Origin of the sequence: Zoogloea sp., from assembly GCF_041914405.1 — a bacterium.
Lineage (GTDB): Bacteria > Pseudomonadota > Gammaproteobacteria > Burkholderiales > Rhodocyclaceae > Zoogloea.
This window is the reverse complement of the sequence record NZ_JAYSDK010000016.1, coordinates 1-16,730: the sequence shown is the minus strand read 5'-3', so window position 1 is coordinate 16,730 and position 16,730 is coordinate 1. Positions and strand designations below refer to the sequence as shown.

The 16,730-nt window shown below is 61.6% G+C and carries 18 protein-coding genes; 10 read left to right on the top strand and 8 right to left on the bottom strand.

All coding sequences use genetic code 11. The features are described from left to right. Positions 1–8: 8 nt before the first annotated feature. Positions 9–1,247, bottom strand: a complete 1,239-nt coding sequence (locus ACE3RX_RS11460; RefSeq protein ID WP_374483502.1) for a YihY family inner membrane protein — start codon at positions 1,245–1,247, stop codon at positions 9–11. Positions 1,248–1,283: 36 nt separating this feature from the next. Here ACE3RX_RS11460 and wrbA point away from each other — a divergent pair, with 36 nt between their 5' ends. Continuing rightward, positions 1,284–1,880, top strand: coding sequence for an NAD(P)H:quinone oxidoreductase (gene wrbA, locus ACE3RX_RS11455; protein ID WP_374483500.1), 597 nt, complete (start codon positions 1,284–1,286; stop codon positions 1,878–1,880). Beyond that, on the top strand, positions 1,877–2,245 hold the full coding sequence (locus tag ACE3RX_RS11450) for a DUF2069 domain-containing protein (protein WP_374483498.1): 369 nt from the start codon (positions 1,877–1,879) through the stop codon (positions 2,243–2,245). The genes wrbA and ACE3RX_RS11450 overlap by 4 nt, the downstream gene beginning before the upstream one ends. A gap of 17 nt (positions 2,246–2,262) precedes the next feature. Here ACE3RX_RS11450 and ACE3RX_RS11445 read toward each other — a convergent pair whose 3' ends face one another. The 5 genes from ACE3RX_RS11445 to ACE3RX_RS11425 all read right to left on the bottom strand — a co-directional run bounded on the left by ACE3RX_RS11445 (position 2,263) and on the right by ACE3RX_RS11425 (position 8,309). Next, entirely contained in the window at positions 2,263–3,795 is a 1,533-nt protein-coding gene (locus ACE3RX_RS11445; protein ID WP_374483495.1) for a 2-isopropylmalate synthase, read from the bottom strand. Between the two features lie 110 nt (positions 3,796–3,905). Next, on the bottom strand, positions 3,906–4,694 hold the full coding sequence (pssA, locus tag ACE3RX_RS11440; protein WP_374483493.1) for a CDP-diacylglycerol--serine O-phosphatidyltransferase: 789 nt from the start codon (positions 4,692–4,694) through the stop codon (positions 3,906–3,908). A 110-nt stretch (positions 4,695–4,804) separates the two neighbouring features. Further along, positions 4,805–5,821, bottom strand: a complete 1,017-nt coding sequence (gene ilvC / locus ACE3RX_RS11435) for a ketol-acid reductoisomerase (protein WP_374483490.1) — start codon at positions 5,819–5,821, stop codon at positions 4,805–4,807. Between the two features lie 68 nt (positions 5,822–5,889). Beyond that, positions 5,890–6,381, bottom strand: coding sequence for an acetolactate synthase small subunit (ilvN, locus tag ACE3RX_RS11430; protein ID WP_374483661.1), 492 nt, complete (start codon positions 6,379–6,381; stop codon positions 5,890–5,892). A gap of 110 nt (positions 6,382–6,491) precedes the next feature. Next, positions 6,492–8,309 (bottom strand): acetolactate synthase 3 catalytic subunit, encoded by a 1,818-nt coding sequence (locus ACE3RX_RS11425; protein WP_374483488.1) that lies wholly within the window; start codon positions 8,307–8,309, stop codon positions 6,492–6,494. On the opposite strand from ACE3RX_RS11425, the gene ACE3RX_RS11420 reads away from it, so the two are divergent. The 4 genes from ACE3RX_RS11420 to ACE3RX_RS11405 are packed head-to-tail and all read left to right on the top strand — an operon-like array spanning position 8,308 to position 10,424. Beyond that, positions 8,308–8,940 (top strand): RNA polymerase sigma factor, encoded by a 633-nt coding sequence (locus ACE3RX_RS11420; protein ID WP_374483658.1) that lies wholly within the window; start codon positions 8,308–8,310, stop codon positions 8,938–8,940. The genes ACE3RX_RS11425 and ACE3RX_RS11420 overlap by 2 nt on opposite strands. Beyond that, positions 8,937–9,311, top strand: a complete 375-nt coding sequence (locus ACE3RX_RS11415) for a DUF3619 family protein (protein ID WP_374483486.1) — start codon at positions 8,937–8,939, stop codon at positions 9,309–9,311. The genes ACE3RX_RS11420 and ACE3RX_RS11415 overlap by 4 nt, the downstream gene beginning before the upstream one ends. Then, positions 9,308–9,940 carry a DUF3106 domain-containing protein gene (locus ACE3RX_RS11410; RefSeq protein ID WP_374483483.1) on the top strand — a complete coding sequence of 211 codons (633 nt, stop codon included), beginning with the start codon at positions 9,308–9,310 and terminating at the stop codon, positions 9,938–9,940. Before ACE3RX_RS11415 ends, ACE3RX_RS11410 begins: the two co-directional genes overlap by 4 nt. A 7-nt stretch (positions 9,941–9,947) precedes the next feature. Beyond that, positions 9,948–10,424 (top strand): RDD family protein, encoded by a 477-nt coding sequence (locus ACE3RX_RS11405; protein WP_374483481.1) that lies wholly within the window; start codon positions 9,948–9,950, stop codon positions 10,422–10,424. Between the two features lie 12 nt (positions 10,425–10,436). Here the strand turns inward: ACE3RX_RS11405 and lptG are convergent, their stop codons facing one another. Continuing rightward, positions 10,437–11,513, bottom strand: a complete 1,077-nt coding sequence (lptG, locus tag ACE3RX_RS11400) for an LPS export ABC transporter permease LptG (RefSeq protein WP_374483479.1) — start codon at positions 11,511–11,513, stop codon at positions 10,437–10,439. Beyond that, the gene (lptF, locus tag ACE3RX_RS11395) at positions 11,513–12,589 is read right to left on the bottom strand and encodes an LPS export ABC transporter permease LptF (protein WP_374483476.1); all 1,077 of its coding nucleotides are present in this window, start codon (positions 12,587–12,589) and stop codon (positions 11,513–11,515) included. Before lptF ends, lptG begins: the two co-directional genes overlap by 1 nt. A 106-nt stretch (positions 12,590–12,695) precedes the next feature. Here lptF and ACE3RX_RS11390 point away from each other — a divergent pair, with 106 nt between their 5' ends. The 4 genes from ACE3RX_RS11390 to ACE3RX_RS11375 all read left to right on the top strand — a co-directional run. Next, entirely contained in the window at positions 12,696–14,183 is a 1,488-nt protein-coding gene (locus tag ACE3RX_RS11390) for a leucyl aminopeptidase (RefSeq protein ID WP_374483474.1), read from the top strand. A gap of 19 nt (positions 14,184–14,202) precedes the next feature. Then, on the top strand, positions 14,203–14,637 hold the full coding sequence (locus tag ACE3RX_RS11385; protein ID WP_374483471.1) for a DNA polymerase III subunit chi: 435 nt from the start codon (positions 14,203–14,205) through the stop codon (positions 14,635–14,637). Then, positions 14,634–15,080, top strand: coding sequence for a hypothetical protein (locus tag ACE3RX_RS11380; protein ID WP_374483468.1), 447 nt, complete (start codon positions 14,634–14,636; stop codon positions 15,078–15,080). Before ACE3RX_RS11385 ends, ACE3RX_RS11380 begins: the two co-directional genes overlap by 4 nt. 83 nt (positions 15,081–15,163) lie before the next feature. Next, the coding region (locus ACE3RX_RS11375) for a valine--tRNA ligase (protein WP_374483466.1) at positions 15,164–16,730 on the top strand (1,567 nt) is incomplete at its 3' end.

The window sequence follows — 16,730 nt, the reverse complement described above, 5'->3', positions numbered from 1 at the left end:
CGGCACGGCTAGGAGCACAGGGACGCGATCGGCCGGGCTGTCGCCCGGCCCAGTGCCGCCAGAATTGCGTCCCAACACTCACAAACCTCGGCCGCCGAACCCGCTCCAGCTCGCCAGCCATCCGGCAAGTTCGCCCAACCAAACAAGCCGGCAATCTCCGCCAGTGGCACCGAATCCGCAGCCCTGGCCAACAGCCAGCCCCCCCCATCGAGACGCGCAGCAACCCCCGCTGATTCAAGCATTTCCAGCGTCCTCCGCATGTCGTCATGCCCCACCGCCGCCAACTCGGCAAGCTCCGCCATCGTCCGCGAAGCCCCCTCCCGCTGAGCACCCACCAACCCCCGCAACGCAAGCAGAGCCACGAAAAGTTCCCGCCCCGGAAAGTTTGGCAGCAAAGCGTGCATAAGCTTGCGCTCGGGCAGCACGGCAGCGAGAACCGCACCGAGCAAGATCACGATCCAGGACAGATAAAGCCACAGCAGGAAGATCGGCACCGCCGCAAACGCCCCGTACACCAGCGTGTAACTTGGAAAATGCGCCAAATAGAGGCCAAACAGACGCTGCATGACCAAGAAGCCCGTTGCTGCGCACAAGCCGGCAAACATTGCATCCCGGATACGAACGCTGCAATGGGGCACGACCAGATAGATCGTACCGAAGACGCCGGTCAGGACCGCCACGGCAATCAAGCGCACCCCAAGGCCCTCCAGCCAGGCTGCCGGCTCGCTCATGACATCCAGCGACATGCTCAGCATCGCGCTCGCGGCGAATACACAACCAGCCAGCAACAGCGGGCCTAGGGACAAGGCGGCCCAGTAGCCGACCAGCCGCGTGGCCCAGGGGCGTCGGCTATTAACCATCCAGATCTGGTTGATGACCTGATCGATCGTCTTCATCAGCATCATCGTCGTCGCAATCAGCACGAGTGCGCCCACGACGGTCAGGTTCGCAGCCTTTTCACTGAACTGCAGCGCATAGGTCGCAATCACTTTTCCAGCCTTGTCCGGCAGGAGGTTGTCGAGCAGGAAACCACGCAATGCATCACCGAAACGGGCCGACTGCGGCAGCTTGCTGAAGACAACCGCCACCAGGGTCACCAGCGGCACCAGTGACAGCAAGGTCGTGAACGCAAGACTGCCGGCAACCTGTGCACATCGACCGTCACGAAAGCGGCGCGCAACAGCAGACACCAGCGGCATCATCCCCGGGCGGCGAAACGAATGAGGAGAGTCAGGGCTCAGGTTCATTTACGTATAATGCGCTTCCGTTTTGCAGGCACTACAATGCAAGAAGTTCTTGTTCTCTATTACAGCCATCGCGGCTCTGTCCGGGCACTGGCCGAGCTTATCGCGCGTGGCATCGAATCCATTCCTGGCATGGCCGCCCGTATGCGCACAGTCCCACGGGTCTCGGCTGTCTGCGAGGCCATCGAAGACGGCATTCCCGACAGCGGCGCGCCTTATGCAGATATCCGCGATCTCGAAGAGTGTGTCGGTCTAGCCCTCGGCAGCCCCACCCGCTTCGGCAACATGGCCGCACCGGTCAAATACTTCCTGGACGGCACTGCCGGCCCCTGGCTTTCGGGTGCGCTCGCGGGCAAGCCGGCTTGCGTATTCACGTCATCGGCGAGTCAGCATGGCGGCCAGGAAAGCACCTTGCTGTCGATGATGACTCCACTGCTGCACCACGGCATGCTGATCGTCGGCCTGCCGTTTTCCGAACCAGACCTCACCCGAACCCGCAGCGGCGGCTCGCCCTATGGTGCCACTCACTGGGCTGGCAAGGACGACAACACCCTGATCACCGAAGAGGAAAAGCGTCTCGCCACCGCCCTGGGACGGCGACTCGCAGAAACCGCCAGAAAGCTCTCACGCCCATGAAACCCAAGAACCTGCTACTCGTCGCCAGCGTAACCCTGCTGCTACTGATTGCCCTTTGCCTGGCCTGGGAGGCCATTCTGGCCCCCCTGCGCCCGGGCGGCTCATGGATGACGCTGAAGGTGCTGCCGCTGATGCTGGCCCTGTTCGGAATCTTGCGCGGCAAGCGCTACACCTATCAGTGGAGCTCGATGATGATCCTGCTCTACCTGACCGAGGGGGTGATCCGGACCAACGACCCAGCTCCCGGCAACGCACTTGCACTGACAGAAGCCATCTTGAGCGTCATATTCTTCACCGCCGTCGTGCTTTACGCCCGCAACACAGCTCCATCCCGGCTGGCCAGGGCCGCCGACCGGCAGTCCTGACCCCCGGAGACCGGTGATCACACCTGGGGATTCACACGCTCCAGCCTGGACTGCAACTTATTGAGAGCATTGAGGTAGGCTTTCGCGGATGCGACGATGATGTCGGTATCCGCGCCCTGCCCATTCACAACACGTTCTTCCTTCGATAGACGGACAGTCACCTCGCCCTGGGCATCGGTACCCGTGGTGATAGCATTGACCGAGTACAACAGCAGCTCGGCACCACTGTCCGCCACCGCTTCGATAGCCTTGAAAGCGGCATCCACCGGCCCTGAACCACCCGACTCCACCTTGGCCTCCTTGCCATCGACGGATAGCGTCAGGCGCGCACAGGGCGTCTCGCCGGTCTCGGAATGGAATGAAGACGCCACCAAGCGGAAATGCTCCTGCGGCTCCGAGCTGTCATCGCTCATCAGCGCCTGCAAATCCTCATCGAAAATCTCGTGCTTCTTGTCAGCCAGCTCCTTGAAGCGGGCAAATGCGTGATTGAGCTGCTCCTCGGACTTGATCTCAACCCCAAGCTCGACAAGCCGCGAACGGAATGCATTGCGCCCAGAATGCTTGCCCATCACCAGCTTGTTGGTGGTCCAGCCCACATCCTCGGCACGCATGATTTCGTAGGTCTCTCTATGCTTCAGCACGCCGTCCTGATGAATGCCAGATTCATGGGCAAAAGCGTTTGCGCCGACGATCGCCTTGTTGGGCTGCACAGGAAAGCCCGTGATGCTGGATACCAGCTTCGAAGCCGGCACGATCTGCGTCGTATCGATGCGCGTATCACACAGGAAGATATCCTTGCGGGTACGCACCGCCATCACGACTTCTTCTAGCGACGCATTACCCGCCCGCTCGCCAAGGCCGTTGACCGTACATTCCACCTGGCGCGCACCAGCGCGCACGGCAGCCAGGGAATTAGCCACGGCAAGGCCAAGATCGTTATGGCAATGCACCGACCACACGACCTTGTCTGAGTTCGGCACACGTTCGATCAGTGTGCGGATCGTTGCCGCAAACTGCTCCGGCACGTTGTAACCGACGGTATCCGGTACGTTGATCGTTGTGGCGCCCGCCTTGATGACTTCTTCAAAAATACGGCACAGGAAGTCGATTTCAGAACGACCGGCATCCTCGGCTGAGAACTCGATGTCGCTGGTGTACTCCCGCGCCCAACCGATCGCCCGCACCGCTTGCTCGACCACCTGGTCGGGGCTCATGCGAAGCTTCTTCTCCATATGGATCGGGCTAGTGGCGATAAAGGTATGAATGCGTCCCGACGCCGCCGGGCGGATCGCCTCGCCGGCCCGCCGAATGTCGTTCTCGTTGGCTCTAGCCAGTGAACAAACCGTCGAATCCTTGATCGCCTCCGCCACAGCGCGGACCGCCTCGAAGTCGCCGTTGGATGCCGCAGCAAAGCCCGCCTCGATCACGTTGACCTTCATCCGCTCGAGTTGGCGCGCGATACGCAGCTTCTCGTCGCGCGTCATCGAGGCACCCGGACTCTGCTCCCCGTCACGCAAGGTGGTGTCGAAAATGATCAGCTGATCGCTCATGATTAGCTCCTGCCAGATTATTGATGTTTTGATTGAACGGTACGACCGCCGTTCCGTACCACGACGGGCAAACACGCCCGCCAGGCCACGGGGCCTACCGGAAGCCCTGCTCAGGAGTCCGCGTTTTCGGCGGGAGCCTTCACGGCACTGCGGCGTGTGCCCTTGAGCCAGGCCCAGGCACTCGTCACGTAGCCCGAAACGGCGTAACACAGGAACAATCCGAACAGCACCCCCGGCGGATAGCTGGACACCAGCAGGAACCCCAGCACAAAGGCGATGATCACAATGAACGGAACGCTACGGCGCAGGTTGATTTCCTTACCACTGTAGAACAGCACATTGCTTACCATCGATACGCCAGCAAAGATCGTCAGCGCGCAGGCGTACCAGCGCACATCCGGCCCGGCCACACCGTTGTCTAGCATCACCCACACCAGGCCGCTGACCAGCGCGGCCGCGGCGGGACTGGGCAAACCCTGGAAGTAGCGCTTGTCGATGACGTCGATGTTGGTGTTGAAGCGCGCCAATCGCAAGGCCGCGCCCGCACAATAGATGAAGGCCGCCATCCAGCCGAGCTTGCCCATGCCCTTCAGCGCCCATTCATACATGATCAACGCCGGTGCAGCACCAAAGGACACCATGTCGGACAGAGAGTCATATTCGGCACCGAAGGCACTCTGGGTGCGAGTCAGACGCGCCACACGACCATCCAGCCCGTCGAGGACCATCGCGATGAAGATCGCGACCGCCGCCTGCTCGAACAGACCATTCATCGCCTGCACGATGGCATAAAAGCCGGCGAAGAGTGCTGCGGTCGTGAAAAGGTTGGGAAGAATATAGATTCCCCTGCGACGCCGTTCGGGATTCAGCAGGGGCTTACGAGATTGCAGATCGGCCATGGAGGGGACGATATGTGGAGTCGGATGCGATTGTAACGCAGGTGGATGCGGCAGGCCCAGAAACGACTCGGGGGACTTTCGTCCCCCGATCTTGCTACCTGCCAGCCCGCTTAGTTCTTGGACTGATCGACCAGCTTGTTGGCCTTAATCCACGGCATCATGTCACGCAGCTGGGCACCGACGGTTTCGATCGGATGCACGGCGTTCAGACGACGACGGGCGGTCATGGACGGGTAGTTGGTCTTGCCTTCCAGGATGAACATCTTGGCGTATTCACCGGTCTGGATGCGCTTGAGGGCTTCGCGCATGGCGTAGCGAGACTCTTCGTTGATGACCTCGGGGCCGGTCACGTACTCGCCATACTCCGCGTTGTTGGAGATGGAGTAGTTCATGTTGGCGATGCCACCTTCGTACATCAGGTCGACGATCAGCTTCAGTTCGTGCAGGCACTCGAAGTAGGCCATTTCCGGAGCGTAGCCGGCTTCGACCAGGGTCTCGAAGCCCATTTTGACCAGTTCGACCGCACCGCCACAGAGAACAGCCTGCTCACCGAACAGGTCGGTTTCGGTTTCTTCACGGAAGTTGGTCTCGATCACGCCACCCTTGGTGCCGCCATTGGCAGCAGCGTAGGACAGGGCGATGTCGCGGGCCTTGCCGGACTTGTCCTGGTAAACGGCGATCAGGGACGGCACGCCGCCACCCTTCAGGTACTCGGAGCGAACGGTGTGGCCAGGGCCCTTCGGGGCAACCATGATCACATCCAGATCGGCGCGGGGCACAACCTGGTTGTAATGCACGTTGAAGCCGTGGGCGAAAGCCAGCACGCCACCCTGCTTGATGTTCGGCTCGACGTCGTTCTTGTAGACCTCGGGGATGTTCTCATCCGGCAGCAGGATCATGACCACATCGGCAGCGCGAACAGCCTCGGCCACTTCTGCAACCTTCAGGCCAGCGCCTTCGGCCTTCGCCCAGGAAGCGCCGTTCTTGCGCAGACCGACCGTCACATTGACGCCGGAGTCACGCAGATTCTGGGCGTGGGCATGGCCCTGGGAACCGTAACCAACGATCGTGACCTGCTTGCCCTTGATCAGGGAGAGATCCGCATCCTTATCGTAATAAACCTTCATTTCATGCCTTTCTGATACAAGAGGAGCAAATTACAGGGAAGTGCCGGCCATTCAGCCCGCCCCCTGCTTCACACTTTCAATACCCGGTCACCACGGCCAACGCCGCAGATACCGGAGCGCACGGTTTCGAGAATCAGGTCGGCATCGATGGCGCCGACAAAGGAATCAAGCTTGGCCTGGGTGCCGGTCAGCTCGATCACATAACTGGTATCCGTCACGTCAATGATGCGCCCGCGAAAGATGTCCGCCATGCGCTTCATTTCTTCCCGGTCCTTGCCGGTTGCCCGCACCTTTACGAGCATCAGTTCGCGCTCGATATGGGCCGACTCGGACAGATCCACCACTTTCACAACTTCCACCAGCTTGTTGAGCTGCTTGGTGATCTGCTCGACGATGTCATCCGAGCCGGAAGTGACGATCGTCATGCGGGACAGGGATGCGTCTTCTGTCGGTGCTACCGTCAGGGACTCGATATTGTAGCCACGGGCGGAAAACAGCCCGGAGACGCGCGAAAGCGCGCCGGATTCATTCTCGATGAGAAGGGAGATGACGTGTCTCATATGGATGTCTTGCTTGCTGACCATCAGCCCGCGCAACCAGTGGGCGTCGAGCCTTGGTAAGGATTCGGAAGCGGGTCGCAAGAAATTCCCCACGACACGCCCCCGGCGAATCAGAGGTCCTCGGCGGACAGGATCATGTCGGTCAGACCCTTGCCACCCTGAACCATCGGGTACACGTTCTCGGTCGGATCGACCTGAAAATCGAGGAAGACCAGGTCATTCTTGCGCTTGAACGCTTCACGCAGCGCATCCTCCACGTCCCCCGGCTTCTGCACGCGTAGGGCCACGTGACCATAGGCTTCGGCGAGCTTGGCGAAGTCAGGCAATGCGTCCATGTAGGACTCGGAGTAACGATTGCCGTGGAACAACTCCTGCCACTGGCGAACCATGCCGAGATAACCGTTGTTGAGCAGGATCACCTTGATCGGCAGACGGAACTGCTTGCAGGTCGACAACTCCTGGATGTTCATCTGCACCGAACCCTCACCGGTGATGCAGGCCACCTGAGAGCCAGGGTGCGCCAACTGAACGCCCATCGCGGCGGGCAGGCCAAAACCCATGGTGCCGAGTCCGCCGGAATTCACCCAGCGGCGCGGCTTGTCGAACTTGTAGTATTGGGCCGCCCACATCTGATGCTGCCCCACATCGGAAGTCACGAAAGCGTCGCCGCCGGTCACTTCCCAGAGCTTCTGCACCACAAACTGCGGCTTGATGACATCGCTGCCCTGATTGAACTTCAGGCAATCGCGACGACGCCACTCTTCGATCTGCTTCCACCAATCACCGAGCCCCTCCTGATCCGGGCGCTCGGTCGTGCCATCCAGCAGTGCCAGGAGTTCACCCAGGATTTCTCCCACATCACCGACGATGGGCACGTCGACCTTCACACGCTTGGAGATGGAGGACGGGTCGATGTCGATATGGATGATCTTGCGCGGCTCGGACGCAAAATGGGCCGGGCTGCCGATGACACGATCGTCAAACCGAGCACCGACGGCGAGCAGCACATCGCAATAGTGCATCCCCATGTTGGCCTCGTAGTTGCCATGCATGCCCAGCATGCCGACGAACTGACGATCGGTAGCCGGATAGCCACCCAAACCCATAAGGGTGTTGGTACAGGGGAAGCCAAGCTTGCGCACCAGCGCGGTCAGCTTGTCCGCCGCGTCGCCGAGCACCACACCACCACCGGCATAGACCATCGGGCGCTTTGCCTCAAGCAAAAGTTGCAGCGCCTTCTTGATCTGCCCGTGATGGCCCTTGACCACCGGACTGTAGGAGCGCATCGCCACCGTCTGCGGATACTCGAACTCGCACTTCTGGGCGGTTATGTCCTTCGGAATATCGACCAGAACCGGACCTGGACGGCCGCTCTTGGCGAGGTAGAAAGCCTTCTTGATGGTCGGCGCGATGTCACGCACGTCACGCACCAAGAAGTTGTGCTTCACACAGGGACGGGTGATGCCGACGGTGTCTACTTCCTGGAAAGCATCCTGACCAATGGCCGAAGACGGTACCTGACCGGAAATGATCACCATCGGAATGGAGTCACAGTAGGCAGTGGCAATACCGGTCACCGCATTGGTCGCGCCTGGGCCGGAGGTCACCAGCGCAACTCCGACCTTTTCAGTCGAGCGCGCATAGCCGTCTGCCGCATGGATTGCAGCCTGCTCGTGACGAACGAGCACATGGCGAACCTTGTCCTGCTTGAACAACTCGTCGTAGATGTAAAGTACCGCACCACCAGGATAGCCGAAGAGATAATCGACCTTTTCTTCCTGAAGACTCCTGATTACAATTTCCGCACCGGTAATTACCATCGCTGCACCCGAAGCTGTTTCGGCAATGTGAAACGTTGAACCATACCGCCGCCCAGTCGATTGGTCAAGGCGCCTCTGGCGGCATTGCGATCCAGCTACCGGGTGCATCGTTTTAATTGGCCCCCTCACCCACCAGAAAGAGGGATGCCACGCTCCAGCTGAGGATTCCCCCCTGCCTTCCCGTCTCGAATTATCGGACTTCCTCGCCAGTGTCGAGAAAAGGGCATTCAAACAGGCCTTGTTCGCGGTCCGCAACGAAGAGTCGGCCCTCGACATCGTTCAGGATGCGATGCTCAAGCTCGCCGAAAAGTATGGCGACAAGCCACTGGAAGAGTTGCCGATGCTGTTTCAGCGCATCTTGCAGAATGTGATCCGCGACCACTATCGCCGACAGAAGGTGCGCAGCATGTGGACCACGCTGCTGTCGGCCTTCTCCTCCAATTCGGAGGATGAGGACTACGACCCGCTGGAGACGCTCGAATCCGCCGACAGCGAACACAAGAGTGAATCACCCCAGACCCAACTTGAACAACACCAGACTCTATCGGTCATAGAAAAGGAAATCGAAAAGCTCCCAGCCCGTCAACGCGAAGCCTTCCTCATGCGTTACTGGGAGGAAATGGACATAGCCGAAACGGCTGCGGCAATGGGTTGCTCCGAAGGAAGCGTGAAAACACACTGCTCCCGGGCGACGCACACTTTGGCTGCAGCGCTTGCAGCAAAGGGCATCACACTATGAACGACCAGGAATTTCACCGCCGGGTCCGGCAACACCTCAACGCATCGGCGTGGAACCTTCCACCAGGTGCTTCGTCACGTTTGCACGAAGCGCGCCAGAAAGCCTTAAGTCGCCAGAAAGTCGCAGTGCGCGGCCTGAGCCTGGTCGGCTTCGGCCAGATGATCACCGAGCGCGTGTTGCCGCGAGGCAAGACCACCATTGCTATGGTTGCAGTCATTCTGGCGGCGCTAGGCAGCGCCCTGCTTGGGCAATTACAGCACACCGCTGACCTGGAGGAAGTGGATAGCGCACTGCTCGCCGACGACCTCCCGATCGACGCTTACCTGGACCGTGGATTCGACGCATGGGTGCAAAACGACTCGCCCGAGTGAGCCTTGCGCTCCTTCTGGGTTGGTCGGCCTCTGCCGTACCAGCCCCCCCCATAAGTGCACCGGGCTGGAGTGATCTGACGCCGGCGCAGCAACGCACCCTTGCACCACTGGCCAAGGAATGGCGCGACCTGCCCGACGAGCGCCGACGCAAGTGGGTCGGCATCGCAGACCGCTTCCCCGGATACACCCCGGAAGAACAGGAGCGCCTGCAGCGCCGCATGCAGACCTGGATCTCCCTCACTCCAGAACAGCGCACCATCGCGCGCGATCAGTATCGGAATCTCCAGCGCATTGCCCCGGAGAAGCGCGAAACGCTGCGGGAAAAGTGGAACGCGTACCAGGACCTGCCCAGCGACGAGAAGAAACGCTTCACCGAAGCCGCCACCAAGCAGCCAGTAAAACCAGCCATCCCCAAAACAGGCGCGCCGCCGATCAAACCATTGACGGCCCCGCCGCCGCCAGTACGGCCGAACTACCCGAAGATCAAGCCCGCGCCGTCTGTCGCGCCTGAACAAGCCGCAGCAACCACCCCAGCGCCGGCGGGTGTGGTGCCACAAGCCGCCGGACCCGCAGCAGTCGCAAGCACGGCTGAGGCTGCCCCCTCCCCGGCCTCCCCCACCAAGCCCTAGGCGTACCATGCCCCAACCAATTCTTGCCGCCGGCGCTACTCCGCCGGCCAGGCAGGCCGTCGAACTCGCCGGCCTGCGCCGCCGCTTGGCAAGCATGCTCTATGAAATCCTGCTGCTACTCGGCGTGCTTGCCCTCGCCTTCATGGTTCCCCTGCTGATTCTGGGTGCAGCCCTGAACTACACCCCCCCCGGTGGCCTTCTCTGGCTGTATGTATTCCTCGTCCTTGGTGGCTACTTTCTGTGGTACTGGCGCACCGGTGGGCAGACATTGGCCATGCAGACCTGGAAGCTGCGCATCGTCGACGCAAAAGGCGAGCAGATCTCCATTCGCCAGGGATGCATCCGCTACGCGCTGGCGTGGCCTTCCGTGCTGCTGTTTGGTATCGGCATCCTGTGGGCGCTGCTCGACAAGGAACGCCAGTTCCTGCATGACCGGCTGGCGGGCACCCGTATCGTGCTGCTGCTCAACAACGCCAAAGACTGAACCCGACCAAGCTCAGCGGCGCTCGACCCACCACATCATGAAGGCCGCCGCCAGGAAGAAGGTGACACTGGGGGTCAGCGCAGCCACTGCCGGAATCCATCCGTTGATCACGCCGAGATTGGAAAACAGGCCGTTCAGCAGATGGAAGCCCACCCCCATCATGATTCCGGAAAACACCTTCAGGCTGACCCCGCCCATCCGGGTTTGCATGTAGCCAAAGGGGAGCGCCAAGCCCATCATGACAAACGCCGCAAACGGGTACGCCAGCTTCTTCCACAGGGCAATTTCGTAGCGCGTGGTCTTCTGGTTGTTTTCCCGCAGGTGATGGATGTAGGAGTACAGGGTGGAAACGGACATGCGCTCCGGCACCACCATCAGCACCGACAACACCTCCGGCGTCAACTCCGACTTCCAAACCATCTCCGGCAGCGAGATCGTGGAGGTTCCCCCATCGGAAAAGCGCGTCTGCGCGATCTTGCGCAAACGCCAGCCGTCTTTTCCGTCGTATGCACCGGACTCCGCCTCGCTAATCGATACCAGTGCAGAACGCTCATCAAACTCGTAGATGCGTACCCCTTGCAGGCTGGTATCCGGAAGGACGCTGGTGACATTTACGAAACGCCGGCCATCGCGAACCCACAGGCCGGTGCGCAACTCCTGCGACACCATGGAACGGGTCGCCGCCAAACGCCATTGCTGCGCCGCCCGCTCGGCCGGTGGCGCCAGGTATTCGCCAAAAATGAAGGTCAGCACCACGAAGACGCCCCCCACTGCCAGTAGGGCCGATAGCAGGCGCCGGGTAGACAGGCCTGACGCACGCAGTACGGTGATTTCGGAATGGCGTGCCAGTGTGGTCAGCGCATAAAGCGTACCGATGAGCACGGCGATGGGCATCAATTCATAAACCCGCCCCGGCATGATCATCGCGACGTAAATCGCCGCATGATGGAGCATGTACCCACCCTTGCCAATGTCATCCAGTTCGTTCACCAGATCGAAAAAGGCGAACAAACCCAGGAAGGCCAGCAGCACGAGGGCCACCGCCGCATAGATCTCGCGGCTCAGATAACGGATATAGACGGGAATCATCAGCGTTTCCGCCAGCGCGCAAAAACGCTCAGACGTCGATAGAACAAAGCACCCAAGGCCGCCAGCATGATCAGGTGCGGCGCCCACAGACCCACATCGAAACGCAGCCGCCCCTGGCCAACCCAGGCCTGGCAGACGCTGAGGGTATTGCTATAGATCAGGTAGACAAGGATTGCCAGCACCAGGTTGTTGGTACGCCCGGCCCGCGGATTCACAAAGGACAGGGGGATTGCGAGGAGGGCCAACATCGTGGCCAACAAGGGCGCACTGATCCGGGCCAGCAGCTCTCCCTGATTCCTGCTATCCGGATTCTTGATCAGGGCCGGCAGCGCGAGGGTCTTCGGCTGCCGCTCAGAGGTGCTGGCCTCCTTCGACTCCATCCGGATGGAGTACTTCTCGAACTCCATCACCCGATAACTCGGCGTGCCCGGCGTCCCCTCGTAGCGCCGCCCATGTTCGAGCACAACGAAACGGTTGCCCGCCGCGTCGCTCTCCACATGCCCCTGTGCGGCGACCATCACCCCCAAACGCCCGTGCTGCATGCTGCTGGCAAAGACGTTGCGGACCCGCCCCTCCTCGCCGGAAAGGGCCTCGACGAAGAACACCCGCTCGCCGCCCGAGGACTCACGGAACAAGCCCGGCGCCACCCGGGAAACATCGTCCCGGTTGTTCAGTTGCTCCTTGTACTCGACGCTCTTCTTCTGGGCCCACGGCGCAACGAACAGGGACAGGCAGGCGATCAGCACAACCACCGGCAGCGTGAAACGCAGTACCGGCCGAACCCAGGCGGTCAGCGGCAGGCCACTGGAAAACCACACCACCATCTCGGAGTCCCGGTAGCAGCGGGACAGGGACATCAGAATCGCAATAAAGACGGTAAGCGACAGCACGACCGGCATCTGGGCGATGGCGCCAAACCCGATCAGAGCCAGCACCGCATCAGCCGGAACCCGGCCGCCAGCCGCCTGCCCGAGCAGACGAATCAGGACCGTGGAAATCAGGATTGCGAACAGCGCCACGAAGACCGCCACGGCGTTCTGCGTAAATTCGCGCTGGGCAGCTCGAAGAAAAATCATGCGGGAACAGTATTAGCGGCGACCGGTGGCCGTTTTGACGTGGGTCGGGGTGGCGGCCATAATGTGGCGCGATGTCCGATTGACGCGTATTTCCAAGGAGAAGCGGGTGGAATTTACCATAAAGGCCGGATCGCCGGAAAAACTCAAAAGCGGCTGCGTGGTGGTGGGCGTATACGCGGGCGGTGAACTCAGTACTGCCGCACAAGCCCTCGACAAGGCCAGTGCTGGCGCCCTGGCGACCATCCTCGCGCGCGGCGATCTGGACGACAAGGCCGGCGCCACCCTTCTGTTGCACAGTTTGCCTGGCGTCGCCGCCCCCCGAGTCCTGCTGGTCAGCCTCGGCAAGGTTTCCGAACTATCCGACAAGGCCTATCGCGATGCTGTGACGGCAGCCGCCAAGCAACTGGGCGGGCTCGCAGCCGACGACGCAGCCTTCACCCTCGCCGACATCGACGCCCCGCGCGACTTACCTTGGCGGCTCGACCAAGCGGCGCAGATCCTGCTGGACAGCACCTATCGCAGCGACACGCTGAAGTCTAAGAAGGACGACTCGAAAAAAGGCGTCAAGAAGCTCACCTTCATCGTCCGCGGCAAGGCTGGCGACGAACTCCAGGCCGCCCTTCTGCGCGGCGAAGCCGTTGCCGAAGGCATGGCCCTGGCAAAGCACCTCGGCAACCTGCCGGGCAATGTGTGCACGCCGGGTTATCTGGCGACTGCCGCCCGCAAGCTCGCCAAGGACCACAAGATCAAGGTCGAGGTGCTCGAGCGCACCGACATGGAAAAGCTCGGCATGGGCTCCCTGCTGTCGGTGGCCCGCGGCTCCCATGAACCCCCCAAGTTCATCATCCTCAACTACAAGGGTGGCAAAGCCAAGGACAAGCCGGTCGTGCTGGTCGGCAAGGGCATCACCTTTGACACCGGCGGCATCTCCCTCAAGCCCGGCGAGGGCATGGACGAGATGAAGTACGACATGTGCGGCGCCGCAAGCGTGCTCGGCACCTTCAAGGCCATCGCCCGCATGGAGTTGCCCATCAACGTGGTCGGCCTGATCCCCACCACCGAAAACATGCCCGGCGGCTCGGCCATCAAGCCCGGTGACATCGTCACCTCCATGTCCGGCCAGACGATTGAAATTCTCAACACCGACGCCGAGGGCCGCCTGATCCTGTGCGACGCCCTCACCTACGCCGAACGCTACGAGCCGGCCGCGGTGGTGGACATTGCAACGCTGACCGGCGCCTGCATCATCGCGTTGGGCAATGCCACTTCAGGCCTGCTTGCCAACGACGACGCACTCGCCGCCGAACTGCTGGCGTCCGGCCAGGCCGCTGGCGACAAGGCCTGGCAACTCCCCCTGTGGGACGAGTACCAGGACATGCTGAAGAGCAACTTCGCCGACATCCCCAATATCGGTACCAAGGGAGCAGGCACCATCACGGCGGCTTGCTTCCTGTCGCGCTTCACCAAGGCCTACAAGTGGGCTCACCTGGACATCGCCGGCACCGCCTGGAAATCAGGCGGCGACAAGGGAGCCACCGGCCGCCCGGTACCTCTGCTCACCGAGTTCCTGATCGGCCGCGCCGGCGGTCGCTGAATCCAACCGCGAGCCCGGCGTGACGAACGAGATCCGCTTCTACCACAATGCTCCCGACCGCCTGCGCGTGGCCTGCGTGCTGACCGCCAAGGCCTGCGCGCGCGGGCACAAGGTCTCCGTCTTCGCGCCGGACAATGGCACCGCACGCCATTTCGACCAGATGCTGTGGGGCTTCCAGCCCCTCGCCTTCGTACCCCACGTGGCCGCGGCTTCGCCGCTGGCGGCGGAAACCCCGGTCGTCATCGGCAACACACTGGACGTGCTGCCCCACGACGAGGTGCTGGTCAATCTTGGTGACGAACTGCCCCCCTCCTTCGAGCGCTTCCAGTTGGTGCTAGAAATTGTTGGGCCCAGCGAAACCGAGCGCCAGGCAGCCCGCCGCCGATACCGCAACTACAAGGAGCGCGGTTACGCCCTCAGCGCGCATGACCTTGCTCAACGGAGTGGCGAATGACGCAAACTGACAAACCAGATTTCGAAATCTCCCTCGACGACGAGGAAACGCCCCCGCTCGACGCGCTGGACGAGGGCGAGGATCTGCCGCTGCTGACCGACGTGGTCGAGGAACGGATCGAACCCTATATCGGCGAAGCGACCCCCATCATCCTCGAGCCCGTCGATGGCGAGACAGCCCTGGTGGCGGAAGCGCCTCCTCCCCCATCTTCGCCCAGCATGCAGCACGAGCTGCTGGCCGAGCGCCTGGTCGCCCTCGACACGGCCATCAGCAGGCATATTGAGGAATGGGTCAATAACGAATTGCCCCAACTCGTTTCGCGTGAGCTGGATGAGCTGGCTGAAAGGCTGCGCGAGGCGGCCGCCGCCCATCTGCGCGCCACCCTCATCCCAGCCCTGTCCGCAGAGATCGCCGACACCCTCGACGACAGCCAGCAAGGCTGATCCTTCCAGCGCACCTACAGTCGCCGGAGGTCGAGCCGGGCGCATCCGCTATAATCCGCGTTTTGCCTTAAAAGACAGACCCCATGGAACTGGCCAAGAGTTTCGAGCCGGCGGAGATCGAACGCCGCTGGTATGAACACTGGGAAGCCAGCGGCTACTTCGCCGCCGGCCTCGATCGCAGCAAGCCTGCCGAACAATCCTTCTGCATCCTGCTGCCGCCGCCGAACGTCACCGGCACCCTGCACATGGGCCACGGCTTCAACCAGACCATCATGGACGCGCTGACGCGCTACCACCGCATGCGGGGCTGGAACACCCTGTGGCAGCCGGGCACCGACCACGCTGGCATCGCCACGCAGATCGTCGTCGAACGCCAGCTCGACGCCCAGGGCATCTCCCGCCACGACCTCGGCCGCGAGAAGTTCCTCGAGAAAGTCTGGGAGTGGAAGGAATACTCCGGCGGCACCATCACCAAGCAGATGCGCCGGCTGGGCACCAGCCCTGACTGGAGCCGTGAGCGCTTCACGATGGATGCGGGCCTCAACAAGGTCGTCACCGAGACCTTCGTACGCCTCTACAACGAAGGCCTGATTTACCGCGGCAAGCGCCTGGTCAACTGGGATCCCAAGCTGCACACCGCCGTCTCCGACCTGGAAGTGGTCCAGGAAGAGGAAGACGGCTTCATGTGGCACATCCACTATCCGTTCAGTGAAGGCCAGATTGGCGAACTGACCGGCCTGACCGTCGCCACCACCCGCCCCGAAACCATGCTCGGCGACGTGGCCGTGATGGTGCATCCGGAAGATGAGCGCTACGCCCACCTGATCGGAAAGACCGTCCGCCTGCCCCTGTGCGAGCGCGACATCCCGATCATCGCCGACGACTACGTGGACCGCGAGTTCGGCACCGGCGTGGTCAAGGTCACCCCAGCCCACGACTTCAACGACTATGCCGTCGGCCAGCGTCACAAGCTTGCCCAGATCAGCATCCTGACGCTGGATGCCAAGATCAACGAACACGCCCCTGCCAAGTACCAGGGCCTCGACCGCTTCGACGCCCGCAAAGCCATCGTGGCCGACCTGGAAGCCGCCGGCGTGCTGGTGGACACCAAGCCCCACAAGCTGCAGGTTCCCCGCGGCGACCGTACCGGCGTGGTCATCGAGCCGATGCTCACCGACCAGTGGTTCGTCGCCATGTCCAAGCCGGGCGAAGACGGCAAGTCGATCACCGAGAAGGCGCTGGAAGTCGTCAGCTCCGGCGAGATCGAGTTCGTCCCCGGCAACTGGGTCAATACCTACAACCAGTGGCTCAACAACATCCAGGACTGGTGTATTTCCCGCCAGCTGTGGTGGGGCCACCAGATTCCAGCCTGGTACGGCATCGATGGCGAGTGCTTCGTCGCCCATAACGAGGAAGAAGCCCGCGCCCTGGCCGACAAGGCCGGCTATCCCGGCCCGCTGACTCGCGACCCGGACGTGCTCGACACCTGGTACTCGTCCGCCCTGTGGCCGTTCTCGACCCTCGACTGGACGTCGGAGTGGCCCGCCAAGTCCAACGACGCGCTGGACCTCTATCTGCCGTCCACAGTGCTCGTTACCGGCTTCGACATCATCTTCTTCTGGGTGGCGCGCATGGTCATGATGACCAAGC

Bases quoted from the DNA above. Each gene is read 5' to 3' on its own strand.
- ACE3RX_RS11460 (WP_374483502.1), bottom strand. From the start codon at position 1,247: ATGAACCTGAGCCCTGACTCTCCTCATTCGTTTCGCCGCCCGGGGATG.
- wrbA (WP_374483500.1), top strand. From the start codon at position 1,284: ATGCAAGAAGTTCTTGTTCTCTATTACAGCCATCGCGGCTCTGTCCGG.
- ACE3RX_RS11450 (WP_374483498.1), top strand. From the start codon at position 1,877: ATGAAACCCAAGAACCTGCTACTCGTCGCCAGCGTAACCCTGCTGCTA.
- ACE3RX_RS11445 (WP_374483495.1), bottom strand. From the start codon at position 3,795: ATGAGCGATCAGCTGATCATTTTCGACACCACCTTGCGTGACGGGGAG.
- pssA (WP_374483493.1), bottom strand. From the start codon at position 4,694: ATGGCCGATCTGCAATCTCGTAAGCCCCTGCTGAATCCCGAACGGCGT.
- ilvC (WP_374483490.1), bottom strand. From the start codon at position 5,821: ATGAAGGTTTATTACGATAAGGATGCGGATCTCTCCCTGATCAAGGGC.
- ilvN (WP_374483661.1), bottom strand. From the start codon at position 6,381: ATGAGACACGTCATCTCCCTTCTCATCGAGAATGAATCCGGCGCGCTT.
- ACE3RX_RS11425 (WP_374483488.1), bottom strand. From the start codon at position 8,309: ATGCACCCGGTAGCTGGATCGCAATGCCGCCAGAGGCGCCTTGACCAA.
- ACE3RX_RS11415 (WP_374483486.1), top strand. From the start codon at position 8,937: ATGAACGACCAGGAATTTCACCGCCGGGTCCGGCAACACCTCAACGCA.
- ACE3RX_RS11405 (WP_374483481.1), top strand. From the start codon at position 9,948: ATGCCCCAACCAATTCTTGCCGCCGGCGCTACTCCGCCGGCCAGGCAG.
- lptG (WP_374483479.1), bottom strand. From the start codon at position 11,513: ATGATTCCCGTCTATATCCGTTATCTGAGCCGCGAGATCTATGCGGCG.
- lptF (WP_374483476.1), bottom strand. From the start codon at position 12,589: ATGATTTTTCTTCGAGCTGCCCAGCGCGAATTTACGCAGAACGCCGTG.
- ACE3RX_RS11380 (WP_374483468.1), top strand. From the start codon at position 14,634: ATGACGCAAACTGACAAACCAGATTTCGAAATCTCCCTCGACGACGAG.